Raw genomic sequence first — 22,452 nt, forward strand, 5'->3', positions numbered from 1 at the left:
GTGGGGGCGGGAGAGCTCATGGCCTCCAGTCTAGGCACGCCCTCAGACGCCGTAGCTCAGCCCCGAGACGGCGACGGCCAGCGGGCCGTCGTACACCGCGCGGGCCTCCTGGACGGCGCGCTGCGGATCGTTCCACACCGGCAGGTGTGTGAGCAGCAGCTTCCGGGCCCCGGCCTGCGCCGCCGTCTCGCCGGCCCGTCGGCCGGTCAGGTGGACGCCGTCGATGCCGTCGTCCCGGCCCTCGTGGAAGGCGGCCTCGCACAGGAACACGTCCGCGTCCCGCGCGGCCTCGACGAGCCCCTCACACGCGTCGGTGTCCCCGGAGTAGGTGAGCACGCGGGTGGTGACGTCGCCGTCGTCGTCGACGCGGTCCACCTCGACCCGGATCGCGTAGGCCTCGTCGATGGGATGGCGCACGGGGACCGGGGTGAACCGGAACGGACCGAGCCGCTCGGGGCGGCCGGCGGCCCAGCACCGGAACTCGAAGTCCTGGTGCATCCCCGGCTCGGGGTCCATCCCGTACGCCTCGGCGATGCGGTCGGCGGTGCCGGCGGGTCCGTAGACGGGCAGCCGGCCGCGTCCCCAGCCGGCCGGGTTCCAGCGGATGGCCACGTGCATCCCGCACAGGTCCATGAAGTGGTCCGGGTGCAGGTGGGAGAGCAGGATGCCGTCCAGGTCCTCGAGCTCGACGTAGCGCTGCAGCACGCCGAGGGCGCCGTTGCCGAGGTCGAGCAGGATCCGCCACGTGCGCGGGGTGACGCCGTCCTCGGCCACGCCCTCGGCGGTGAGGAGGTAGCACGAGGCGGGCGAGCCCGGGCCGGGGAAGGACCCGGAGGCCCCGATGATGGTCAGCTTCACGTCACACCCTCCTGCTCGGGGCCCGGCCGGACGGAGGCCGCCGAGCGCGTCGGGACCGGCGCGGCCGCGGGGCGGGGCGCGCCGATCGTCTCCAGGCGTCGCACGGACTCGACCTCGGGTCCGAGGAAGCGGCGCGCGAGGGCCTGGAAGTGGTCGGGGTCGCCGGTGGCGGCGAAGCGGTGGCGGGTGGCCTGGCCGGAGCCCGCGGCCGAGTGGGGGTGCTCGAGGCCGAGGCGGACCAGCTCCCGGTAGAGGTCCTTGGCGGTCTCCTCCGCGGAGGAGACGAGCGTGACGTCCTCCCCCATCACGAGGGAGAGCGCGCCGGTCAGCAGCGGGTAGTGGGTGCATCCCAGCACGAGGGTGTCCACGCCCGCCGCACGCAGCGGGGCCGTGTACTCCCGGGCGGTCTCCAGCAGTTCGGGGCCGGTGGTGATGCCGGCCTCCACGAACTCCACGAACCGCGGGCACGCGACCGAGGTGATCTCGAGGTGCGGGGCGGCCGAGAACGAGTCCTCGTAGGCGCGGGACCCGACGGTCGCCTCGGTGCCGATCACACCGATCCGGCCCGTGCGGGTGGCGGCCACGGCGCGGCGCACGGCGGGCTGGATCACCTCGATCACGGGGATGCCGTGGCCTCCCGTGTAGCGCTCGCGGGCGTCGCGCAGCACGGCGGCCGACGCGGAGTTGCACGCGATCACGAGCGCCTTGACGCCGCGCGCGACGAGCTCGTCCATGATCGCCAGGGCGAGGGCCCGTACCTCGGCGATGGGCCGCGGGCCGTACGGCGAGTGCTCCGTGTCGCCCACGTAGAGGATGGACTCGTGGGGCAGCTGGTCCATGATCGCCCGGGCCACGGTCAGCCCGCCCACGCCCGAGTCGAACACGCCGATCGGCGCGGCGGCGTCCACGGCGGCGCGCTGGCCGCTCACTGCTCGCCCTCCGCGTCCCCGGCGCCCGGCGCGGACTCGTCCGAGCCCTCGGGCAGCTCGCTGAGCATCTCCGTCATGAGCGTCTCCAGCAGCCACGAGGTGAAGTTGTAGAGCAGGGCCATGGTGGACTCGACGTCCTCCGCGCTGCGCCAGTCGTCCACGGCGTGCACGCGGGCGGCGTCCTCCTCGGTCTCGACGCCCAGGCGGGCCGCGAGGACGAGGCGCACGTCGTTGAGCGCGCGGCCGAAGGCCGGCGCCTGGTCGTGCGGGACCTCCACGCGCGTCGAGCGCAGCAGCTCGAGTGCCAGGCGCGCGTCCGCGAGCTTCCCCTCCGACAGGGCGTCCTCGGTCAGGGCCCGGTGGGCGCCCTGTTCGGCGGCGCCGGCCTGGGGCATCGCATCCGGCAGGAGGCGTGCGACGGCCGGGTCGGTGGGGGCCGAACGCTGCGGCTCCGGGTCCTGGCTCAGGTGCAGCCCGGAGACCAGCCCCCAGAACGCGGCGTCGGACGCGTCCAACCCGGCCACGGGGCCCGCGTCCTGCGCGGCGGACACGGACGGCGGCGCCGCCGGGGGATCTTCGGGCGTGTCGACGCCGTCCTCGGCGGCCGGGGCCTCGGCGGGGTCCGCCTCGGCGGGGCGCACGTCCGCGCGTCGGCCCTCGAGCAGGGCGACGACGTCCCTGACCAGCCCGCGCAGCAGGCGCACCTCCGGCAGCTCCAGCTGCGCCGTGTACCCCCGCCGCGTCCAGCGGAACCGTTCTGCCATGCCCCTCCTCAGTCCTCCGCCTGCTCCAGCGTGGCCCACAGCCCGTAGCCGTGCATCGCGCCCACGTGCAGCTCGGCCTTCTCCTTGGTGCCCGTCGCCACCACGGACCGGCCCCGCTCGTGGACCTCGAGCATGAGCCGCTGCGCCTTGGCCGCGGAGTAGCCGAAGTGGGTGCGGAACACGTAGGCCACGTAGCTCATCAGGTTCACCGGGTCGTTCCACACCACCACGTTCCACGGCCGGTCCCGGGCTGTGTCCTCGTGAGGCCGCTCCAGCAGGGCGGTGTCGGTGGCGCCGGCGGGGACGGACTCACCCGGCGCCGGACGCACGGCGCGCGGCGCGGACGGATCGTGGCGGGTCAGCACGGACATGCGCCCCAGTGTACGAGGCGGGCGGGCCAGGACCGGCCCCGCCACGGTCCACTAGGGTGGGGGCGTGAGCCAGAACCCCGTGCCCAGCGCCCCGCGGACCGCCGACGACTGGCAGATCCCCACGGCGCTGATGACCGACCACTACGAGCTGACCATGCTCCAGGCCGCGCTGAAGGCCGGCACCGCGCACCGCCGCTCCCGCTTCGAGCTGTTCACCCGACGCCTGCCCAGCGGCCGCCGCTACGGCGTGGTGGCCGGCGTGGGCCGCGCGCTGGAGGGCCTGTCCCGCTTCCGGTTCGACACGCCCGAGCTCGACTTCCTCGCGGACACCACCGCCCTCGACGACGCCACGCTGGCCTGGCTCGCCGACTACGAGTTCACGGGTGACATCGTGGGCTACGCCGAGGGCGAGGCCTACTTCCCGCACTCCCCCCTCCTGCAGGTGGAGTCGACGTTCGCCGAGGCGTGCATCCTGGAGACCTACCTGCTCTCCATCTACAACTACGACTCCGCCGTGGCCTCCGCAGCCTCCCGCATGACGGCCGTCGCGGACGGCCGCCCGTGCGCCGAGATGGGCTCGCGCCGCACGCACGAGGAGTCTGCCGTGGCCGCCGCCCGCGCCGCGGCCATCGCGGGCTTCACCGCCACCTCGAACCTCGAGGCGGGCCGCCGGTACGGCATCCCGACCGTCGGCACCGCCGCCCACTCCTTCACCCTGCTGCACGACTCGGAGCGCGCCGCCTTCGAGGCCCAGGTCGCCGCGCTCGGGGCGGACACCACCCTCCTCGTGGACACGTATGACGTGGAGCAGGGCGTGCGCACCGCGGTCGAGGTTGCCGGCCCGGCCCTGCGGAACGTCCGGGTCGACTCCGGCGACCTCGTGATCCAGGCTCACCGCGTGCGCGAGCTGCTCGACGAGCTGGGCAACACCGAGACCGGGATCATGGTCACCTCGGACCTGGACGAGTACGCGATCGCCGCCCTGCGCTCCGCCCCCGTCAGCTCGTACGGCGTGGGCACGCGCCTGGTCACCGGGTCCGGCGCGCCCACCGCCTCCATGGTCTACAAGCTCGTGGCCCGCCAGGACGACGACGGCACGTGGGTGGACGTGGCCAAGGCCAGTTCCGGCAAGGCCAGCCGGGGCGGCCGCAAGGAGGCCGCGCGCCGCCGCGACCCGCGGGGCCGGGCCACCGCCGAGGTGATCGGCGTCAACCGCGGCGCCGCGCCCGACGCCGACGACCGTCCCCTGCTGCACCGTTTCGTGCACGCCGGCGAGCTGGCCGAGGGCTGGACCGGCCCCGAGGCCGTCACCCGCGCCGCCGAGCGGCACGCCGCCTCCCTGCGCGAGCTGCCCGCCTCGGTGGGCCGCCTGCAGCCGGGCGACCCCGCCATCCCGACCATCTTCCTGGAGGACTGACCCATGGAGAACCTGAACCGCGCCCTGGTGATCGTGGACGTGCAGAACGACTTCTGCGAGGGCGGCGCCCTCGGCGTGACCGGCGGCGCCGCCGTCGCGGCCGGGGTCAGCGAGCACCTGGCCGAGCACGCGGACGCCTACGCGTCCGTGGCAGCCACGCGCGACTGGCACGTCGACCCGGGCACGCACTTCGCCGCGGCCACCGGCGCCGAGCCGGATTTCCGCACCACCTGGCCGGTGCACTGCGTGGCCGGCACCGCCGGCGCCGAGCTGCATCCCGACCTGGACGCCGAGCACCTCGACGCCGAGTTCCTCAAGGGCCTGCACACGGACGCCTACTCCGGCTTCGACGGCGCCCTCGGCGAGCCCGACGCCGTCCCGACCGGGGCCGCGGGCGAGCGCCCCTCCGGGACCGTCGGCCCGTACGGGGCCACCGCCGTGGCCGCGGCCGCCGTCGAGTCCGGCGCCCCCGGCCTCGACGAGTGGCTCCGCGAGCAGGGCGTGGACGCGATCACCGTGGTGGGCATCGCCACGGACCACTGCGTGCGCGCCACCGTGCTCGACGCCCTCGACGCCGGCTACGAGGTCACGGTGCTGACCGACCTGGTGGCCGGCGTCGACGAGGCGGCCGCCCAGGCCGCGCTCCACGAGATGGAGGCCGCCGGGGCCATCCTGGCGACCTCGTGAGCGGGTTCGGCCCCGAGCGGCGCCCGCGTCGCCCCTGAGGCGCCGCACGTCGGGACAGTGACGAATGTCACGACGTGCGGCATGATGGGGGCACGCGGCCCCGGCGGGCGTGCCGGAGCCGGTGCCCGACGCAGACGAGGAGAGCAGCCATGACCGGCTCCCCCATCGCCGCAGACCGGGACGGCATCCGCTACCTCTCCGGGGTGATCCCCGCCGCCGACGGCGGCCGTCTGGTCGGTCTGGCCCGCGTGGTCTCCGACGGCCACACCATCGCCTACCTGCAGGACATCCTCGTGGATCCGGGGCACCAGCGCCGCGGCATCGCCTCCGAGCTGCTGCGCCGCGTCTTCGCCCGGTTCGGCCAGGTGCGTCAGCACGTGCTGCTCACGGACACCGAGGAGCGTCAGCGCGCCTTCTACGAGACCCATGGATTCCGCGAGTCCCGTGACGTGGAGGGCGACGAGCTGCGCGCCTTCGTGCGCTTCCAGTCCCGGGACGGCTGAGCCCGGCGCTCAGGCCGACGCGGCCTGCCGCTCCCCCCGGGCAGGGGCGGCGGCGAGATCGCCGAGCCGCTCGGCCTCGTGCGGGCCGGGCTTCATGGCGCGCAGCGCGTTGACGATGGCCACGACGTCCACGAGCTCCTGGAACAGCGCGCCGACCAGGGCCGGGATGGCGCCCGTGGCGGCGATGACCATCAGGACCAGGGAGAGCGCGATGCCGACCCAGATCGACTGCGTGGCCACCTGCAGGGTGCGCTGGCCGGCGGCCACGGCGACGGCGACCTTGGAGACGTCGTCGGCGAGCACCACCACGTCGGCGGACTCGGAGGCGGCGGTCGAGCCGCGGGCGCCCATGGCCACGCCCACGTCCGCGGCGGCGAGCACGGGGACGTCGTTGACGCCGTCGCCGACCATCATCACCGGGCGCTCCGGGCGCTCGGAGAGCAGGCGGACCTTGTCCGCGGGCAGCAGGTCCGCGTGGACCTCGTCGATGCCCGCCTCCCCGGCGATGTGCCGTCCGGTGGCCTCGGCGTCGCCGGTGAGCATGAGGACCTGGCGTGCGCCGAGGCGGTGGAGCGCCTGCACGGTGGCGGCGGACTCGGGGCGGATGCGGTCGGCCAGCAGCAGGACGCCGGCGAAGGCGCCGTCCACGGCCACGTAGACGGCGGACTGGCCGGGGGCGAGGTCGGCGGTGACGGTGTCCGGGGCGGCCTGCGCGACGTAGGCGCGCTTGCCGACGACGACGCGCCGACCCTCGAGCACCGCCACGACGCCGTGGGTGGCCTCCTCCGTGGCATCCTGCGCGGTCGCCAGGGACAGCCCGCGCTCCTCGGCCGCCGCCCGGATGGCGTCGGCGAGGACGTGCACGGAGTACTGCTCGGCGGAGGCGGCCAGGCGCAGCAGCTCGTCCTGGGCGAAGCCGGCGGCCGGGCGCACGCCGACCAGCTCGGGACGGCCGGCGGTGAGGGTGCCGGTCTTGTCGAAGCCCACGGTCTGCACGGAGCCGAGGGCCTCGATGGTCCCGCCCGACTTCACGATCACCCCGGACGTGGCGGCGCGGGACATGCCGCCGAGGAAGGCCACCGGAGCGGCGATGAGCAGCGGACACGGCGTGGCCACCACGAGCACCTCAGCGAAGCGGACCGGGTCCTGGGACAGCCACCAGGCCAGGCCGGCGATCAGGTAGGCGACGGCGGTGAACGGCACGGCGTAGCGGTCGGCCAGGCGCACCATGGGGGCGCGGGACTCGGCCGCCTGCTGCACGAGGGAGACGATGGCCGCGTACTGCGAGTCGGCCGCGGAGGCGGTCGCCTCGAGCACGAAGGCGCGGGTGCCGTTGAGCGCGCCGGACATCACGGCCGAGCCGGTGCGGTGCGTCACGGGCAGGGACTCGCCGGTCAGGGAGGACTCGTCCAGGTCCACGGCGACCTCCCCGCCGTCCTCGGCGGAGGCCACGGTGCCGTCCACGGGAAGCACCTCGGCGGGACGCACCAGGAGCCGGTCGCCGGCACGCACCTCCTCCACCGGCACGTCCTCCACGGAGCCGTCCGGGCGCAGGCGGTGCGCGCGCTGCGGGGCGCGGTCCAGCAGGGCGGACAGGTCCCGCCGGGCACGGCCGGCCGCGTAGTCCTCGAGGGCCTCCCCGCCGGTGAGCATCAGGCAGACGAGCACGGCGGCGAGGTGCTCCCCCACCAGCACGGTGGCGACGATCGCGGTGACGGCGAGGACGTCCACACCCCAGTGCCCGCGCATGAGGTCCCTGACCATGCCGACCGAGGTCCACGCGGCCACCACCAGGGCGTACGCCGAGGCGATCCAGCGCGCGGGATCCTCCGCCCCCGCCAGGTGCAGGCCGAGGGTGAGGGCGACGACGACCAGCGTCGCGAGCACCCACGGGTACCGCGCGGCGAAGCCGAGGACGGCGGGGCGCGACGACGACGGGGACGGGGCGGACACGGGCATGGCGACTCCTGACATCGTGCCCCCATTCCAGCCCGTCCCCGTGCCGGGTGCCAGCCAGGGGAGGCGAACCTCGGCCCGCGGGCGCCCCCGCGCTCCCGGCGGACCTCAGGTCCGGCCGACGAACCACCCGCGCAGGGTGCTCAGCCGCTTCTCCAGCTGCTCGCGGGAGGCCTGGGCCACGGCGGGGCCGCCGGAGATCTCCCGCAGGCGGTTGTGGATCACCCCGTGCGGCTGGCCGGAACGGGCCGCCCAGGCGGACACCGTCTTGGACAGCTCGGAGCGCAGCTCCTTCATCCGCCGGTGGTCCACGACGTCGGCGGGCTCGGCCGCCTGCGCACGCGGCCGGCGCTGGATCTGCTCGGCCTGCCGCTGCCGCAGCAGGGCGGAGACCTGCTCGGCGTCCAGCAGGCCCGGGATGCCGAGGAAGTCCTGCTCCTCCTCCGAGCCGACGGCGCCGCCGAGGCCGAACTCGCCGCCGTCGAAGAGCACCTTGTCGAAGCTCGCCCGGGACTCGAGGGCCTCGAACTTCTCCCGCGTCAGCGCGTCCGAGCCGCTCTCGGCCCGGTTGGCCTCCGCGATGAGGTCCTCCTCGGGGGCGTCCTCGAGGTCCTCGACGTCGACGGCGCCCTCCTTGCGGTCCAGCGCGTGGTCCCGCTCGAGCTCCATCTCGTTGGCCAGCAGCATGAGCGCGGGCACGGACGGCAGGAACACCGAGGCGGTCTCCCCACGCCGGCGGGAGCGCACGAAGCGGCCCACGGCCTGGGCGAAGAACAGGGGCGTGGACGTGGACGTGGCGTACACGCCCACGCACAGGCGGGGCACGTCCACGCCCTCGGACACCATGCGCACCGCCACCATCCACCGCTCGTCCGACGCGGCGAACTCCTCGATGCGATCCGAGGCGCCCTTGTCGTCCGAGAGGATCACGGCCGGCCGCTGGCCGGTCAGCGCCTCGAGCTGCGCGGCGTACGCGCGCGCGTCCTGGTGGTCCGAGGCGATCACGAGGCCGCCGGCGTCGGGCACGTTGCGGCGCACCTCGCTGAGCCGCCGGTCGGCCGCGCGCAGCACCGAGGGGATCCACTCTCCCGCCGGGTCCAGCGCGGTCCGCCAGGCGGAGGCGGTGATGTCCTTCGTGGCGGCCTCGCCGAGCTGAGCCTCCATGACCTCGCCGGTGGAGGTCTTCCAGCGCATCTGCCCGGAGTAGGCCATGAAGATCACCGGGCGCACCACATGGTCCCGCAGCGCCGGCCCGTAGCCGTACGTGTAGTCGGCCTTGGAGCGCTCGATGCCGTCCTGGCCGAGCTCGTAGCGGACGAAGGGGATGGAGGCGGTATCCGAGCGGAAGGGGGTGCCGGTCAGGGACAGCCGCCGCGTGGCCGGCTCGAACGCCTCACGGATGCCCTCGCCCCAGCTCAGGGCGTCGCCGCCGTGGTGGATCTCGTCCAGGATCACCAGCGTCTTGGCGGCCTCGGTGCGGTTGCGGTGCAGGACGGGCTTGTTCGCCACCTGGGCGTACGTCAGCGCCACCCCGCGGTACTCGGCGCCGTGCCGCCCGTCGGCGTTCTTGAAGTTCGGGTCGATCGCGATGCCCACGCGCGCGGCGTTGTCCGCCCACTGGCGCTTGAGGTGGTCCGTGGGCGCGACGACGGTCAGCCGCTGCACGACGCCGGAGTCCATCAGGATCTTGGCCACGCGCAGCGCGAACGTCGTCTTGCCCGCGCCGGGGGTCGCGACCGTCAGGAAGTCCTGCGGGGAGGTCTGGAGGTAGCGCTCCAGCGCCTCCTGCTGCCACTGGCGCAGCTTGGGGGCCGTCCCCCACGCCGCGCGCTCGGGCATGGCGGGGGGAAGGTCCTCGCCGATGTGGAACAGGTCGTGCTGGACGCTGCCGTCCGGGGTGCCGCTCGTCAGGGAGCGGCCGTCAGCCACGGCCGCGGCCTCCGAACCAGCCACCGCGCTTGCCGCCGCCGTCGCCGTCGCCGCCGTCCTGCGGCTCGCGCAGGCCCTCGTAGATCTCCTTGCACGTGGGGCATACGGGGAACTTGTTCGGGTCCCGGCCCGGCACCCACACCTTGCCGCACAGGGCGATCACGGGGGCGCCGGTGACGGCGGACTCCGTGATCTTCTCCTTGCGGACGTAATGGGCGAAGCGCTCGTGGTCGCCCGGCTCGATCTCCTGGCGCAGCTCCTCACGCTCGAGGACGGACGTGCCGCCGCCGGCGGGCGCGAAGGGGTCGTTCAGGTCGGGTTCGCCGGTCACACTCATGCGGGCCAGTCTAGCCGCGCCCCTCAGAAGGCGGCCACGGCCTGGTAGGTCTCGGCCTGCGCGCGGTCGTACCAGCGCGCCACCACGCGCACGCCCAGCCACAGCGCGACGACGCCCCACACGAGCCCGAGGGCCACCGTCACCCACCCCCACACGGCGGCCCCGGTGACGAGCCGGACCACGAAGGGCACCAGGAACGGCACCGCGAGCGCCAGGCTGACCAGCATCGCGGCGCCCTGGACGAGCATCGTGCGCATGGCCGCGCCCTGCGGCGTCTTGAACGGGCTGTCTCCCGGCTTCGGCACGGGGTACACGAAACGGGCGGAGACGAACGCGGACAGCCCGGCGGTCGTCCCGAACAGGCCGAGGGCCAGGCCCAGCATCGGCGCCAGCAGGGACCAGTCCCCCGCCGCCGCCACCGTCGCCGTCGTCACGAGCAGGATCATCGGCACGCCCCAGCCCGCCAGGCCCAGGACCCGGCCCCAGCGGTCGTCCACGCCCCGCACGCCCGAGACGACGTGCAGGTGGAACGCCGTGTGGTCGTAGGCGATGTCCGCGGAGATCGAGTAGGCCAGGGACCAGGCGGTGATCGGCCCGAGGATCAGCAGCAGGCCCAGTCCGGGACCCCCCTCCGCGGCCATGCCCCCGGTGAACCACAGCAGGACGGCCATGAGCGGGATGATGATGAGCCCGGCCGCGTACCGCGGATCGGCCAGCCAGTAGCGCTGGGCGCGGGCCGCGATCGCGGTGCGCGGGCCCGTGGCCGGTCGGCCCAGCCAGCGCAGCGGCGTCGGGTCCGCTCCCGCGGCGACGCGGCGGGACCGACCGCCGCCCACGGCCACCGGCTCCACGGTGCGGCGCACGGCCAGGTGCCACAGGGCCAGGGCGGCCAGGCACCAGGCCGCCGCCACCGCGAGGTGGAGCGCGACGGCGGCGCCGCGGCCCTCGGCGGCCGCCCACGCCGCGGCGGGGCCCGCCCCGAACGGGGTCCACGCCGCGCCGCGGGCGACCTGGGGCGCGATCGCCAGGAAGTCCTCGAACGATGCGATGGCCTGCGAGAGGGCGACGCCGCCGAGCATGAGCGGGATGAACAGCAGGACGGAGACGACGTCCCGCACCCGACGCCGGCTCGCGTAGGCGGCCAGGAGGCCGGCGAGGCCGGAGCCGATCGCCACGGCGGTCACCGCGGTGAGCGCGCCCCCGGCCAGGCCCGCCGCCAGCGCGGCCGGCCGGTCCCACCAGCTGGCCCCCAGGCCCACCAGCACGGTCAGCGTGGCGAGCCCGACCGGCGTCGTGAAGGCGCTCAGGACCAGACCGGCGATGAGGGTGCGGGCCGGGACGGGGAAGAGCACGAAGCTGTGCGGGTCGAGGGTGGCGTCCACGCCCGTGACGAACGGCGGGATGACGAGCCAGGCGAGCACCACGACGGCGGCGGCCAGCACGGTCGTGGCGCCGCGGGCCTCGTCCGGCAGGGCGGGCAGGCCCGTGACGAGCAGCGTCACCGCCACGGCGGCCATGCCGAGCACGTACAGCGCGCCGAGCACGCTCATCACCAGGGTGAACGGGGACCGCCGCCACTGGTTCAGGGTCAGCGTCCAGCGCAGTCGGACGAGCGTCAGAGCCATGCCAGCCCCTCCGAGCCGTGGCGGCCGCCGACGAGGTCCACGAAGCGGTCCTCGAGGTCGTGCCCGTCCCGGACCTCCTCGAGCGTGCCGGCGGCCCGCAGCGTCCCGGCCGCGATCACGGCGACGTGGGTGCACATGCGCTGGACGAGGTCCATCACGTGGCTCGAGACGATCACGGTGCCGCCCCGCTCCACGTACGAGTGCAGGATGTCCCGGATGTTCGCGGCGGAGACCGGGTCCACGGCCTCGAACGGCTCGTCCAGGACGAGCAGGTCCGGGGCGTGGACCATGGCGGCCGCCAGGGACACCTTCTTGGTCATGCCGGCGGAGTAGTCGGCCACGAGCTTGCGGCCGGCGTCCTCCAGGTCCATCACCCGCAGCAGGTCCGCGGTCCGCTCGGCCACGGTGTCCGCGTCGAGGCCATGCAGCAGCCCGGCGTAGGTCACGAGCTGCGCGCCCGTGAGGCGGTCGAAGGTGCGCACGCCGTCGGCGAGCACGCCGACCCGTCGCTTGGCCTCGAGGGGCTGCTCCCACACGTCGACGCCGTGGATCCAGGCGCGGCCGTGGTCCGGGCGCAGCAGCCCGGTGGCCATCGACAGGGCCGTGGTCTTGCCCGCCCCGTTGGGCCCGACCACCCCGAAGAACGATCCGGCCGGGACGTCCAGGTCCAGCGCGTCGAGCGCCAGCTTGTCCCCGAACCGCTGGGTCAGCCCGCGCGTGACGAGGGCGAGGTCCGGATCGGGGGCGTCCGCCGCGCGCCGACGGGCGGCGGCCGCGAGGTGGGCGGGGGCAGGCTCAGGCTCGTGCGGAGTCATGCCTGGGACGTTACCCACCGTCAGGCGGCCACGGCGACCCCCTCAAGGATGAACCGTGGGCCCCTCAGAACAGCGCTGCGGCCAGCCGGCGCCGCGAGGCCTGCACACGGGGGTCGTCCGTGCCCACCACGGTGTAGAGGTCCACGAGGTGGGCGCGCGCCGTCTCCCGGTCGTCGCCGGGGTGGAGGGCGATGAACCGCACGAGCCGGGCGAAGGCGTCCTCCACGTGGCCGCCGAGCACGTCCAGGTCCGCGACGGCGAGCTGGGCGGCGACGTCGTCCGGGCCGTCCGCGGCGGCCGCGCGCACCGCCGCGGCGTCGGCGTCACGGGTGCGCAGCATGAGGCGGGCCGCCGACAGGCCCTGCTGGGCCACGGCGTCCGCGGGGCTGTCGGCCAGCGCCGCCTCCCACGCCGAGACGGCCCCGGGCAGGTCATCGGCGGCGAGGGCCTCATGGGCGGCCCGGTGCAGCGGCGGCACGGGCGGAGCCTCCGCAGCCGCGGCGTCGGCGTCCTGGCGCGCCGGGGCGACGGGGGGCACGGTGCCGGCGACGCCGTTCTGACGGGCCACCTCGAGGATCTCCCCCATGAGCTGGCGCAGCGTCTCCTCCGGCACCTCCTGATTGACCAGCGGCACCGGCTGCCCCGCCACCACGGCCATGACCGCGGGGCCGGCCCCCAGGCCGAGCGCCTGCAGCACTGCGGGCTCCTTCGCCACGTCCAGACGCGCGAGCACGAGCCGTCCCGCCTGGGCGTCGGCCGCGTCCGCGAACTGGCGGTAGAGCGCCTCGCTCGCCGCATCCCCGGGCACGTGCAGGTGCAGCAGCACCGGCACCTGGGCGGAGAGCTGGACCAGCTGCTGCAGCAGACCCTGGTCGGCGTCCGCGATCACCCACGAGCCGCCGCCGGCGCCGGCGTCGGCCCCCGGCGCGGTGCGCCCGGCCGGGGCCGGGGTGCCGAGCGAGGACAGGTCGACGGCGCCGCGCAGGTGGGACGGGGCGTCGGAGGGGGGCTGGGCGGTCACGTCGGTCACGATCCTTCCGGTCCGGGGCCGCCCCGTCGCCGGGGCGAGGGGCGTTGTCACTGGGCCCCACGGTAGCCTCCCGGGCGCGGCGCGGTCAGGCCGGGGCCCTGACGTACGCTGAGCGCGTGGAGGAGAAGGAGACCGCATCCGGCCCGGATGCCACCGGCGTCGCCGACGTCCGCGCCCCGGCCGAGCCCGAGGGCGCCGAGCAGCCGCCCGTGGCCGGCGTCCCCGTGGAGCCGGTCGGGGTGGCCGCCGCGCCGCGGTCGCACGGGCCGGCGCCCGCCGGGCGTCGTCGACTGCCCCGCCTGGGCTCGGTCCTGCGGCGGCGCCGTCCCTTCCTCGAGGAGGACCGGGTGGACCCCGAGTCGGTCCCCGTCGACGGCGCCGAGGATCCGGCGGTCGCGGCCGTGGTCGTCGAGTCCCCCGTGCTGACCGGCTTCCTGCTCGCAGTCGGCGTGGCCCTGGCCATCGGCGTCGTCTCGGTGCTGCGCACGAACGGACAGCTCATCGTGTGGATCGCCGCGGCCCTGTTCATCGCCCTGGGCCTGGATCCGCTGGTGCGCCGGGTCGAGTCCTGGGGCGCGCCCCGCTGGGTCGGCGTGCTCACGGCCGCGCTCGGCCTGGCCGCCGTGGCCGGGGCGTTCGTCGCCCTCCTGGTCCCCACGGTGATCGAGCAGTCCACGCAGCTGGTCCAGGACCTGCCGGCCATCATCGACGGGGTGATGACCGCCGAGTGGTTCGTGCAGCTCGACGAGGAGTTCCACCTCCAGGAGGCCGTCCGCGCCCAGACCGAGCGCCTCGCCGCCGACGGCGTCGCCGTCACCGACCTGTTCGGCGGGCTCCTCGGCTTCGGCCAGACCGTGCTGAACGCCGTCTTCTCGGTGCTCGTGGTGGTCGTGCTGACGCTGTACTTCCTCTCCTCCCTGCCGCACATGAAGTACTGGGCCTACCGGCTCGCACCGCGTTCGCGCCGGCCCCGCATCGAGGCGCTGTCCGAGCAGATCACCTCCTCGGTCGGCCACTACGTGATGGGCCAGTCCTTCGTGGCCGCCCTCAACGGCGCGGTGGCGTTCACGGCGCTGGCCATCGCCGGCGCCCCCTTCGCCGTCCTGCTCGCCGCGATCGCCGCCTTCATGGCGTTCATCCCGCTGGTGGGCGCCGCGATCGGCGGCACGCTGCTGACCCTCGTGAGCCTGCTGACGTCGTGGCAGACCGCCGCCGTGTTCGCGGCCATCTACTTCGTCTATCTGCAGATCGAGGCCTACGTCATCTCGCCGCGCGTCATGGCGCGCGCGGTGTCCGTGCCGGCGGCCGTGGCCGTGATCGCGGTGATCGCCGGAGGCGCGCTGCTCGGCGTCCTCGGCGCCCTCATGGCGATCCCGCTCGCCGCCGCGCTGCTGCTGCTGGTCCGCGAGGTCTTCATCCCCCGCCAGGACGCCCGGTAGGCCCACGACGGCGGCGCGGCCCGGACCGTCGCGGTCAGCGGCCCGGTCGGGTGCGCCAGCACACCGGGTGCCAGTGCCGCCGGTCCGCCCCCGCGTCCTCGTCCCCCATGATCCAGTCCGCGCGCCAGGCCACGAGGTGCGCCTGGCCCTGCCGGATCACCCGGCCGCAGCCGGGGCACGTGTAGTCCTTCACCGCGCGCCACGCGGGGATCTGCCGGACGTGCCATCCGCCGTCGGACCCGGACTGGCGCGAGTAGCCCGCGTCCAGGCCGAGGAGCTCCTCGAGCGGGTCGGCGCGCCCCGGCGACGGCCGGGACCGCCGGGAGGCGCCGGAGGCCCCGCGCTCGCTCCGCCGAGGCGCGGACGAGCGGCGGGGGCGGTTCGAACGGGGCATGCCCCCATGCTGGCACACGAGCGGGTGGGCGCGGTCCGCCTAGGATGGACCGGTGCGACTCGTCATTGCCCGCTGCTCCGTGACCTATGAGGGCCGCCTGAACGCCCACCTGCCCACCGCCACCCGCCTGCTCATGGTGAAGGCGGACGGCTCGGTGCTGGTGCACTCCGACGGCGGCTCCTACAAGCCCCTCAACTGGATGTCGCCGCCCGCGACCCTGCACGTGGAGGAGCCCTCCCCCGATCAGGCCGACCAGGGGGTGACGCAGGTCTGGCGCGTGCAGGCCAAGAAGTCCGATGACCGGCTCATCGTGCTCATCGAGGAGGTCCTGGCGGACGACTCCCACGAGCTCGGCGTGGACCCCGGCCTCGTCAAGGACGGCGTGGAGGCGGATCTGCAGCGTCTGCTGGCCGAGCAGATCAGCCTGCTCGGCGACGGCCACACCCTCGTGCGCCGCGAGTACATGACGGCGATCGGCCCCGTGGACATCCTGGCCCGCGACGCCGACGGCGGCACCGTGGCGGTCGAGCTCAAGCGCCGCGGGGACATCGACGGGGTCGAGCAGCTCACCCGCTACCTCGAGCTGATGAACCGGGACCCGCTCCTGGCGCCCGTGCGCGGCGTGTTCGCGGCCCAGCAGATCAAGCCCCAGGCCCGCACCCTCGCCGAGGACCGCGGCATCCGCTGCGTCACCCTCGACTACGACGCGATGCGCGGCGTGGACGACGCCGAGTCCCGCCTGTTCTGAGGGGCCGGGCGGGCTCAGCGGCGCCAGAAGGACGACGCCGCGGACGGCCCCGCCTCGCTCCAGGCGCGCAGGGCGCCGGCGTCGTCGGGGTCGACGACGACGCGCACCGGACGTGTGCCGGCGCTCAGCTCCAGGACGGCCCGGCCGGCCTCGTCCGCCGGGAGGCGGTCGATCTGCAGGCGGCTCCGGTCCGCGCTCCAGCGCTCCCGCGAGAGGCGCCAGCCCCCGGTGAGGCGCAGGCGGGACTCGTCGTACACGCCGATCACACGCTCACGCCCTGGGCCCTCCCGCTCCAGGACCGCCGGGAAGGCGGCCGTGACACGGGCGAGGGCCCGGCGCCGCATCACCAGGGCGAGTGCCGACAGCACGATGACTGCCCCCACGGCCGCCGAGGCGATGAGCACCGGGCCCTCCACCGTCAGGTCCTGCCGCGCCGCGTCAGGCCGCCGCGGCGTCGCCCAGCCGGGCGGACGTCGCGGCGATCACGACACGGTCGTGGTCCACGGAGAAGAAGCCGCCGTGGGCCTGCGCGGTGACGGTGCCGCCGTCCGTGGTGCGCACCACGACCTCGCCGTCGCCGAGGACGGCGAGCATCGGGGTGTGGCCCGGGAGGATGCCGATCTCACCGTTGACGGTGCGCGCCGACACGGCCGACGCGGCGCCCGACCAGATGGACCGCTCCTCGGAGACGATCTCGACGTTGAGCTCAGCCATGATCGATCAGCCCTCGGCCTGGATCTTGGCCCACTCGCGCTCGACGTCGTCCAGGCCGCCCACGTTGTAGAAGGCCTGCTCCGCGACGTGGTCCAGGTCGCCGTCGGCGATGGCCTTGAAGCCCTCGACGGTGTCCTTGACCGGCACGGTGGAGCCCTCGACGCCGGTGAACTGCTTGGCGGTGTAGGTGTTCTGCGAGAGGAACTGCTCGATCTTGCGGGCGCGGCCCACGGTGATCTTGTCCTCCTCGGAGAGCTCGTCCACGCCGAGGATCGCGATGATGTCCTGCAGCTCCTTGTTCTTCTGCAGGATCTGCTTCACGCGGATGGCGACGTCGTAGTGCTCCTGGCCCACGTACTGCGGGTCGAGGATGCGCGAGGTCGAGGCCAGCGGGTCCACGGCCGGGTACAGGCCACGGGACGCGAGGTCACGGGTCAGGTTGGTGGTCGCGTCCAGGTGCGCGAACACGTTGGCCGGGGCCGGATCGGTGTAGTCGTCCGCGGGGACGTACACGGCCTGCATCGAGGTGATGGAGTGGCCGCGGGTCGAGGTGATGCGCTCCTGGAGCACGCCCATCTCGTCCGCCAGGTTCGGCTGGTAACCCACGGCGGAGGGCATGCGGCCCAGCAGCGTGGAGACCTCGGAGCCGGCCTGCGAGAAGCGGAAGATGTTGTCGATGAACAGCAGCACGTCCTGGTTCTGCACATCGCGGAAGTACTCCGCCATGGTCAGCGCGGACAGGGCCACACGCAGACGCGTGCCCGGCGGCTCGTCCATCTGGCCGAACACGAGGGCGGTGTCCTTCAGGACGTCCGCCTCGTCCATCTCGACCCAGAGGTCGTTGCCCTCACGGGTGCGCTCGCCGACGCCGGCGAACACGGAGGTGCCGCCGAAGTTGCGGGCCACACGGGTGATCATCTCCTGGATGAGCACGGTCTTGCCCACGCCGGCGCCGCCGAACAGGCCGATCTTGCCGCCCTTGATGTAGGGGGTCAGCAGGTCGATGACCTTGATGCCGGTCTCCAGCATCTCGGTGGAGCCCTCGAGGGAGGCGAAGTTCGGGGCCGGGCGGTGGATCGGCCAGCGGTCCTCGGCCTGCAGCTGCGAGGTCGGCATGTCCAGGGTCTCGCCGAGCACGTTGAAGATGTGGCCCTTCACGGCGTCGCCGACCGGCACCGAGATGGGGGCGCCGGTGTCCACGACGTCGGTGCCGCGCACCAGGCCGTCGGTGGACTGCAGGGAGATGGCGCGGACCATGTTGTCGCCGAGGTGCTGGGCGACCTCGAAGGTGACCGTGCGGCGCTGGCCGTTGAGGTCGATCTCGGTGGTCAGCGCGTTGTAGATCTCCGGCATCGCGTTGGCCGGGAACTCGGCGTCGATCACGGGGCCGATGACGCGGGACACGCGTCCGGTGGCACCGCCGGTGGGGGTCCCGGTGCCCTGGTCAGTGATGGTGGCAGTCATCTCTCTCACTTCTATCGTGTGTGGATGGCGAGTCTGGTGAGTCCCGAACGGGCTCAGGAGTTGTTGAGCGCGTCCGCGCCCGCGATGAGCTCGGTGAGCTCCTGGGTGATCTCGGCCTGACGGGCGTTGTTCATCAGGAGGGTGTAGTCCTTGATGAGGCTCGTGGCGTTGTCGCCCGCCGACTTCATGGCGCGCTGACGGTTGGCGAGCTCCGAGGCCGCCGACTGCAGCATCGCGTTGAAGATGCGCGACTCGATGTACTTGGGCAGCAGCGCGTCGAGGACCTCCTCCGCGTCCGGCTCGTACTCGTAGAGCGGCAGCACGTCCTCGGCGGTGGCGGCCTCCTCCTCGACGACCTCGAGGGGCAGCAGGCGCACCACGTGGGGGTTCTGCTTCACGAGCGAGACGAACTCGGTGAACACGACGTGGATCTCGTCCACGCCGCCGTCCGCCGTGTCCGTGAGGAACGCATCCACGAGCACCTCGCCGATCTCGGCGGCGCGCTCGGCGACGGGGGCGTCCGTCTGACCGGTCCACAGCTTCTTGTAGCCGCGGCCGCGGAAGTCGAAGTACGTCTGCGCCTTGCGGCCGACGACGTACACGTCCACGTCCTTGCCCTCCTCGCCGAGGCGGGTGAGGAGCTGCTCGGCCTTGCGCAGCACGTTCGCGGAGTACGCGCCGGCGAGGCCGCGGTCCGAGGACATGATGAGCACGGCCGCCCGGGTCGGGTTCTCGGGCTCCGTGGTGAGGACATGATCGATGTCGTGCTGGCTCGACACGGCCGAGACGGCGCGGGTGATCGCGTTCGCGTAGGGCAGCGACGCGCTGACGCGCTCACGTGCCTTGGTGATGCGAGACGTGGCGATCAGCTCCATCGCCTTGAAGATCTTCTTCATCGACGACGTCGACGCGATCTTCTGACGGTAGACCCGGATCTGGGCTCCCATGGTGGTCCTTTCCCTGGCGGGAGGGCGGCCCGGCGTCGTCCCCGTGGGGTCCGACGCCGGACCGCTCCCTCACCGACCGGCGGTCAGCGCTTCTGCTTGGTGATCTGCTCCTGCGCGACCTGGTCCTGCTCGATCGCGCGGTGCTCCTCGTGGCCGGCCTGCACGCCGCCGTCCTCGGAGGACTGGAAGCCCTTGGAGAACTCGGCGACGGCCGACTCGAGCGCGGACACGGTGCCGTCCTCGAGCTTGCCGGTGGAGGCGATGTCGGTCAGGACGGAGGTGTGGCGACGCAGGTGGTCGATGAACTCGCGCTCGAAGCGCAGCACGTCCTGCACCGGCACCTCGTCGAGGTGGCCCTTGGAGCCGGCCCAGATGGACACGACCTGCTCCTCGACCGGGTAGGGCGAGTACTGCGGCTGCTTGAGCAGCTCCATGAGGCGCTCACCGCGGGCGAGCTGGCGGCGGGTGGCCGGGTCCAGGTCGGAGGCGAACATGGAGAACGCCTGCTGGTCGCGGTACTGCGCCAGGTCCAGCTTCAGCGTGCCGGAGACCTTCTTCATGGCCTTGACCTGGGCGGCGCCGCCCACGCGGGACACCGAGATGCCCACGTCCACGGCGGGACGCTGGTTGGCGTTGAACAGGTCCGACTGCAGGAAGATCTGGCCGTCGGTGATGGAGATGACGTTGGTCGGGATGTAGGCCGACACGTCGTTCGCCTTGGTCTCGATGATCGGCAGGCCGGTCATCGAGCCCGCGCCCATCTCGTCCGAGAGCTTGGCGCAGCGCTCGAGGAGCCGGGAGTGCAGGTAGAAGACGTCACCCGGGTAGGCCTCGCGGCCCGGCGGGCGGCGCAGCAGCAGGGAGACGGCGCGGTAGGCCTCGGCCTGCTTCGACAGGTCGTCGAAGATGATCAGCACGTGCTTGCCGCCGTACATCCAGTGCTGGCCGATGGCCGAGCCGGCGTAGGGGGCGAGGTACTTGAAGCCGGCCGGGTCGGACGCCGGGGAGGCCACGATGGTGGTGTACTCCAGAGCGCCGTGCTCTTCCAGCGTGGCGCGGACGCCGGCGATGGTGGAGGCCTTCTGGCCCACGGCCACGTAGACGCAGCGGACCTGCTTCTCGACGTCGCCCGACTCCCAGTTGGCCTTCTGGTTGAGGATCGTGTCGACGGCGATCGCGGTCTTGCCGGTCTGGCGGTCACCGATGATCAGCTGACGCTGGCCACGGCCGATCGGGATCATGGCGTCGATGGCCTTCATGCCGGTCTGCAGCGGCTCGTGGACCGACTTGCGCTCGGTCACGGTCGGCGCCTGCAGCTCGAGGGCACGGCGGCCCTCGGCCTCGATCGGGCCCAGGTCGTCGATGGGCTGGCCCAGCGGGTCCACCACACGGCCCAGGAAGGCGTCGCCCACCGGGACGGAGAGGATCTCGCCGGTGCGCTGCACCTCCATGCCCTCGCGGATCTCCTGGAACTCGCCGAGGACGACGACACCGATCTCGCGGGTGTCGAGGTTCTGGGCCAGGCCCTGGATGCCGTTCTCGAAGCGCAGCAGCTCGTTCGCCATGACGGAGGGCAGACCCTCCACACGAGCGATGCCGTCCGCCGCGGAGATGACACGGCCGACCTCGGTGCGATCGGTGCCCGACGGTTCGTACGATGCCGCGAAATCGTTCAAGGCATTGCGGACATCGTCAGCGTTGATGGTCAATTCGGCCATCTGCAGTCCCTGCTCTCTGTGCTTGGTGATCATCGACGTGACGATGATGCTTACGTTCGTGGGTGTTCCGGATGCGGGCGGGAGCCGGCGTCAGCCGGCCATCCGCCGCTGGAGGTCGTGGAGGCGCGAGGCCATGGACCCGTCGACGACGTCGTCGCCGACCTGGACGCGGATGCCGCCCACCACGTGGGGGTCCACCGTCACGTCCATGACGAGATCGCGGCCGAAGGCGCGGCGCAGGCCCAGGGCCAGCCGCTCCTGCTGCTCGGCCTCGAGCGGCCGGGCCACGGTCACCTCGGCGATCCACTGGCGCTGCCGCTCGGCGACGACGTCCGCGGCCTTGCGGACCGCGGCCGACGGCTTCAGGCCGCGCGGGGCCGAGACGGCGCGCTCGACCAGCAGTCGGCCGGCCGGGCTGGCCGACTCGCCCAGGAGACGACCGGCCAGAGCGGCCCGTGCCTCGAGGGGTGCGTGCTGATCGGTGAGCGCCCGCTGCACCTCGTGCGAGTCCTCCACCGTGCGGTTGAAGGCCAGCAGCTCGCCCGAGAGGGCGGCCAGGCCCGCGTGTCCGCCGCGTGCGGCCTCCGCGGCGGCCGCGTGCGCGGCCACCGTCTCGAGGGCGTCCCCGAGATCGCGCTCCGCCGACCAGCGGCGGCCGGCCAGGTCCTTGAGGACCTGCAGTGCACCGGGGGTCACCCGGGCGCCGAACAGCGAGTCGACGAGGCCGTGACGGCGCTCGGTGGTCCAGGCGGGGTCGGTCAGGGCGCGGCGCAGGGCGCCGTGCTCGTCCACCACGTCCAGCGCGCCGAACAGCTCGCGTGCCAGGGCCACGCCGCCCTCGTCCAGCACCGGACCGACGGCCTCCAGGGAGGCGGCCAGGGAGTCCCTCGATGCGCCCGTCATCATTCGGCGACACCTGCGCTCTGGTGACGGTCCAGGTCAGCCAGGAAGCGGTCGACCACGCGCTGCGAGCGGGCGTCGTCCTCGAGGGACTCGCCCACGATCTTGCCGGCCAGGGTCGTGGCCAGCGAGCCGACCTCGCCCTTGAGCTGCGCGGCGGCCTGCTGACGCTCGGCGGCGATCTGCGCCTGCGCCTGCTCGGAGATGCGCGTCGCCTCGGCGGTCGCGCGCTCGCGCGCCTCGGCCACGATCTCGGCGGCCTCGGTGCGGGCATCCTCGCGGATGCGGTTCGCCTCGGTGCGGGCGTCCGCCAGCTGCGACTCGTAGTCCGCCATCATCGCGTTCGCCTCGGCCTGGGCCTTCTCAGCCTTGGCCAGACCGCCCTCGATCGCCTCGACACGGTCCTGGTAGGACTTCTCGAGGGTCGGGACGATGAACTTGATGACGATGAACATGAGCAGGGCGAAGCCCACCACGACGACGAGGATCTCCCACGGGTTGGGGATCAGGGGGTTGGCCCCCTCAGCCGCCGCGAGGATCAGTCCGTTGCTGATCATGTTTCAACCATCCTTCGGTCAAGAGTCCTGTGGAGAGGGAGCACCGACGGTCTCACCGTGCGGGCGCTCCGTGGACGCGGCGCGTCAGGCGCCGATGACGAAGGCGAAGACGAGGCCCAGGATGGCGAGGGCCTCGGCGAGCGCGAAGCCCAGGAGGGCGATCGGCTGCAGGATGCGCTGGGCCTCCGGCTGACGGGCGACGCCGTTGATGTAGGCGGCGAAGATCAGGCCCACGCCGATGGCGGAGCCGATGGCGGCGAGGCCGTAGCCGATCATGTTGAGCGAACCGTGCAGTTCCATGGTGTTCCTTTCACGAGGCCGAGGTGTCCGGCCGGGTTGTGGAGGGTCGG

The 22,452-nt window shown here is 73.6% G+C and carries 24 protein-coding genes; 5 read left to right on the forward strand and 19 right to left on the reverse strand.

Going from position 1 to position 22,452, the window contains the following annotated elements:
- Positions 1 to 42: 42 nt before the first annotated feature.
- The 4 genes from J1M37_RS01620 to clpS are packed head-to-tail and all read right to left on the reverse strand — an operon-like array spanning position 43 to position 2,922.
- On the reverse strand, positions 43 to 858 hold the full coding sequence (locus J1M37_RS01620; RefSeq protein ID WP_041103211.1) for an MBL fold metallo-hydrolase: 816 nt from the start codon (positions 856 to 858) through the stop codon (positions 43 to 45).
- Positions 855 to 1,787 carry a glutamate racemase gene (gene murI, locus J1M37_RS01625; protein ID WP_041103213.1) on the reverse strand — a complete coding sequence of 311 codons (933 nt, stop codon included), beginning with the start codon at positions 1,785 to 1,787 and terminating at the stop codon, positions 855 to 857. The genes J1M37_RS01620 and murI overlap by 4 nt, the downstream gene beginning before the upstream one ends.
- Complete coding sequence (locus J1M37_RS01630; protein ID WP_036313009.1) at positions 1,784 to 2,551, reverse strand: DUF2017 family protein; 768 nt, start codon at positions 2,549 to 2,551, stop codon at positions 1,784 to 1,786. The genes murI and J1M37_RS01630 overlap by 4 nt, the downstream gene beginning before the upstream one ends.
- Before the next feature lie 8 nt (positions 2,552 to 2,559).
- A complete protein-coding gene (gene clpS, locus J1M37_RS01635) occupies positions 2,560 to 2,922 on the reverse strand; it encodes an ATP-dependent Clp protease adapter ClpS (RefSeq protein ID WP_002857236.1) in 363 nt (120 codons plus the stop codon).
- A gap of 64 nt (positions 2,923 to 2,986) precedes the next feature.
- Between clpS and J1M37_RS01640 the strand changes: the two genes are divergently transcribed.
- From J1M37_RS01640 to J1M37_RS01650, 3 genes are all read left to right on the forward strand, one after another.
- Positions 2,987 to 4,339, forward strand: a complete 1,353-nt coding sequence (locus tag J1M37_RS01640) for a nicotinate phosphoribosyltransferase (protein WP_036313014.1) — start codon at positions 2,987 to 2,989, stop codon at positions 4,337 to 4,339.
- 3 nt (positions 4,340 to 4,342) lie between these two features.
- Positions 4,343 to 5,026: an isochorismatase family protein gene (locus tag J1M37_RS01645; RefSeq protein WP_036313018.1), complete on the forward strand. Its 684-nt coding sequence runs from the start codon at positions 4,343 to 4,345 to the stop codon at positions 5,024 to 5,026.
- A gap of 149 nt (positions 5,027 to 5,175) precedes the next feature.
- Positions 5,176 to 5,529 (forward strand): GNAT family N-acetyltransferase, encoded by a 354-nt coding sequence (locus J1M37_RS01650; RefSeq protein WP_044659194.1) that lies wholly within the window; start codon positions 5,176 to 5,178, stop codon positions 5,527 to 5,529.
- A gap of 9 nt (positions 5,530 to 5,538) precedes the next feature.
- On the opposite strand, the gene J1M37_RS01655 is transcribed toward J1M37_RS01650, so the two are convergent.
- The 6 genes from J1M37_RS01655 to J1M37_RS01680 all read right to left on the reverse strand — a co-directional run bounded on the left by J1M37_RS01655 (position 5,539) and on the right by J1M37_RS01680 (position 13,212).
- On the reverse strand, positions 5,539 to 7,488 hold the full coding sequence (locus J1M37_RS01655) for a heavy metal translocating P-type ATPase (RefSeq protein WP_206451999.1): 1,950 nt from the start codon (positions 7,486 to 7,488) through the stop codon (positions 5,539 to 5,541).
- 105 nt (positions 7,489 to 7,593) lie between these two features.
- Positions 7,594 to 9,414 carry a DEAD/DEAH box helicase family protein gene (locus tag J1M37_RS01660; protein WP_206452000.1) on the reverse strand — a complete coding sequence of 607 codons (1,821 nt, stop codon included), beginning with the start codon at positions 9,412 to 9,414 and terminating at the stop codon, positions 7,594 to 7,596.
- Positions 9,407 to 9,751 (reverse strand): DUF3039 domain-containing protein, encoded by a 345-nt coding sequence (locus J1M37_RS01665; protein WP_010079007.1) that lies wholly within the window; start codon positions 9,749 to 9,751, stop codon positions 9,407 to 9,409. The genes J1M37_RS01660 and J1M37_RS01665 overlap by 8 nt, the downstream gene beginning before the upstream one ends.
- Before the next feature lie 23 nt (positions 9,752 to 9,774).
- A complete protein-coding gene (locus J1M37_RS01670; protein WP_206452001.1) occupies positions 9,775 to 11,376 on the reverse strand; it encodes a Tat (twin-arginine translocation) pathway signal sequence in 1,602 nt (533 codons plus the stop codon).
- On the reverse strand, positions 11,367 to 12,191 hold the full coding sequence (locus tag J1M37_RS01675; RefSeq protein WP_073115736.1) for an ABC transporter ATP-binding protein: 825 nt from the start codon (positions 12,189 to 12,191) through the stop codon (positions 11,367 to 11,369). Before J1M37_RS01675 ends, J1M37_RS01670 begins: the two co-directional genes overlap by 10 nt.
- Positions 12,192 to 12,255: 64 nt before the next feature.
- Positions 12,256 to 13,212, reverse strand: coding sequence for a co-chaperone YbbN (locus J1M37_RS01680; protein WP_223247526.1), 957 nt, complete (start codon positions 13,210 to 13,212; stop codon positions 12,256 to 12,258).
- A 125-nt stretch (positions 13,213 to 13,337) separates the two neighbouring features.
- On the opposite strand from J1M37_RS01680, the gene J1M37_RS01685 reads away from it, so the two are divergent.
- Complete coding sequence (locus J1M37_RS01685; protein WP_073115738.1) at positions 13,338 to 14,660, forward strand: AI-2E family transporter; 1,323 nt, start codon at positions 13,338 to 13,340, stop codon at positions 14,658 to 14,660.
- Between the two features lie 34 nt (positions 14,661 to 14,694).
- Here the strand turns inward: J1M37_RS01685 and J1M37_RS01690 are convergent, their stop codons facing one another.
- Positions 14,695 to 15,054 (reverse strand): hypothetical protein, encoded by a 360-nt coding sequence (locus J1M37_RS01690; protein ID WP_049161478.1) that lies wholly within the window; start codon positions 15,052 to 15,054, stop codon positions 14,695 to 14,697.
- A gap of 52 nt (positions 15,055 to 15,106) precedes the next feature.
- Between J1M37_RS01690 and nucS the strand changes: the two genes are divergently transcribed.
- Positions 15,107 to 15,802, forward strand: coding sequence for an endonuclease NucS (gene nucS, locus J1M37_RS01695; RefSeq protein WP_002857250.1), 696 nt, complete (start codon positions 15,107 to 15,109; stop codon positions 15,800 to 15,802).
- 14 nt (positions 15,803 to 15,816) lie between these two features.
- Here the strand turns inward: nucS and J1M37_RS01700 are convergent, their stop codons facing one another.
- The 8 genes from J1M37_RS01700 to J1M37_RS01735 form a co-directional block, all read right to left on the reverse strand.
- On the reverse strand, positions 15,817 to 16,206 hold the full coding sequence (locus J1M37_RS01700; protein ID WP_225348404.1) for a DUF2550 family protein: 390 nt from the start codon (positions 16,204 to 16,206) through the stop codon (positions 15,817 to 15,819).
- A gap of 34 nt (positions 16,207 to 16,240) precedes the next feature.
- On the reverse strand, positions 16,241 to 16,516 hold the full coding sequence (locus J1M37_RS01705) for a F0F1 ATP synthase subunit epsilon (protein ID WP_002857254.1): 276 nt from the start codon (positions 16,514 to 16,516) through the stop codon (positions 16,241 to 16,243).
- A gap of 6 nt (positions 16,517 to 16,522) precedes the next feature.
- On the reverse strand, positions 16,523 to 17,980 hold the full coding sequence (gene atpD, locus J1M37_RS01710; RefSeq protein WP_073115742.1) for a F0F1 ATP synthase subunit beta: 1,458 nt from the start codon (positions 17,978 to 17,980) through the stop codon (positions 16,523 to 16,525).
- A gap of 53 nt (positions 17,981 to 18,033) precedes the next feature.
- Positions 18,034 to 18,927 (reverse strand): F0F1 ATP synthase subunit gamma, encoded by an 894-nt coding sequence (locus tag J1M37_RS01715; RefSeq protein WP_041103232.1) that lies wholly within the window; start codon positions 18,925 to 18,927, stop codon positions 18,034 to 18,036.
- Between the two features lie 83 nt (positions 18,928 to 19,010).
- Positions 19,011 to 20,645: a F0F1 ATP synthase subunit alpha gene (gene atpA / locus J1M37_RS01720; RefSeq protein WP_036334989.1), complete on the reverse strand. Its 1,635-nt coding sequence runs from the start codon at positions 20,643 to 20,645 to the stop codon at positions 19,011 to 19,013.
- A 90-nt stretch (positions 20,646 to 20,735) separates the two neighbouring features.
- A complete protein-coding gene (locus J1M37_RS01725; RefSeq protein WP_052833434.1) occupies positions 20,736 to 21,551 on the reverse strand; it encodes a F0F1 ATP synthase subunit delta in 816 nt (271 codons plus the stop codon).
- Positions 21,548 to 22,102 (reverse strand): F0F1 ATP synthase subunit B, encoded by a 555-nt coding sequence (locus tag J1M37_RS01730; protein WP_002857262.1) that lies wholly within the window; start codon positions 22,100 to 22,102, stop codon positions 21,548 to 21,550. The genes J1M37_RS01725 and J1M37_RS01730 overlap by 4 nt, the downstream gene beginning before the upstream one ends.
- Before the next feature lie 84 nt (positions 22,103 to 22,186).
- Positions 22,187 to 22,402: an ATP synthase subunit C gene (locus tag J1M37_RS01735; RefSeq protein ID WP_002857264.1), complete on the reverse strand. Its 216-nt coding sequence runs from the start codon at positions 22,400 to 22,402 to the stop codon at positions 22,187 to 22,189.
- Positions 22,403 to 22,452: the final 50 nt, after the last annotated feature.

This window comes from Micrococcus sp. KRD012 (genome assembly GCF_017168555.1).
Lineage (GTDB): Bacteria > Actinomycetota > Actinomycetes > Actinomycetales > Micrococcaceae > Micrococcus > Micrococcus luteus.

What these genes read in the sequence shown, in the direction of transcription:
- J1M37_RS01630 (WP_036313009.1), bottom strand. Translation starts at nt 2,551, where the DNA reads ATGGCAGAACGGTTCCGCTGGACGCGGCGGGGGTACACGGCGCAGCTG.
- clpS (WP_002857236.1), bottom strand. Translation starts at nt 2,922, where the DNA reads ATGTCCGTGCTGACCCGCCACGATCCGTCCGCGCCGCGCGCCGTGCGT.
- J1M37_RS01645 (WP_036313018.1), top strand. Translation starts at nt 4,343, where the DNA reads ATGGAGAACCTGAACCGCGCCCTGGTGATCGTGGACGTGCAGAACGAC.
- J1M37_RS01650 (WP_044659194.1), top strand. Translation starts at nt 5,176, where the DNA reads ATGACCGGCTCCCCCATCGCCGCAGACCGGGACGGCATCCGCTACCTC.
- J1M37_RS01655 (WP_206451999.1), bottom strand. Translation starts at nt 7,488, where the DNA reads ATGCCCGTGTCCGCCCCGTCCCCGTCGTCGTCGCGCCCCGCCGTCCTC.
- J1M37_RS01665 (WP_010079007.1), bottom strand. Translation starts at nt 9,751, where the DNA reads ATGAGTGTGACCGGCGAACCCGACCTGAACGACCCCTTCGCGCCCGCC.
- J1M37_RS01670 (WP_206452001.1), bottom strand. Translation starts at nt 11,376, where the DNA reads ATGGCTCTGACGCTCGTCCGACTGCGCTGGACGCTGACCCTGAACCAG.
- J1M37_RS01675 (WP_073115736.1), bottom strand. Translation starts at nt 12,191, where the DNA reads ATGACTCCGCACGAGCCTGAGCCTGCCCCCGCCCACCTCGCGGCCGCC.
- J1M37_RS01690 (WP_049161478.1), bottom strand. Translation starts at nt 15,054, where the DNA reads ATGCCCCGTTCGAACCGCCCCCGCCGCTCGTCCGCGCCTCGGCGGAGC.
- J1M37_RS01705 (WP_002857254.1), bottom strand. Translation starts at nt 16,516, where the DNA reads ATGGCTGAGCTCAACGTCGAGATCGTCTCCGAGGAGCGGTCCATCTGG.
- atpD (WP_073115742.1), bottom strand. Translation starts at nt 17,980, where the DNA reads ATGACTGCCACCATCACTGACCAGGGCACCGGGACCCCCACCGGCGGT.
- J1M37_RS01715 (WP_041103232.1), bottom strand. Translation starts at nt 18,927, where the DNA reads ATGGGAGCCCAGATCCGGGTCTACCGTCAGAAGATCGCGTCGACGTCG.
- atpA (WP_036334989.1), bottom strand. Translation starts at nt 20,645, where the DNA reads ATGGCCGAATTGACCATCAACGCTGACGATGTCCGCAATGCCTTGAAC.
- J1M37_RS01725 (WP_052833434.1), bottom strand. Translation starts at nt 21,551, where the DNA reads ATGATGACGGGCGCATCGAGGGACTCCCTGGCCGCCTCCCTGGAGGCC.
- J1M37_RS01730 (WP_002857262.1), bottom strand. Translation starts at nt 22,102, where the DNA reads ATGATCAGCAACGGACTGATCCTCGCGGCGGCTGAGGGGGCCAACCCC.
- J1M37_RS01735 (WP_002857264.1), bottom strand. Translation starts at nt 22,402, where the DNA reads ATGGAACTGCACGGTTCGCTCAACATGATCGGCTACGGCCTCGCCGCC.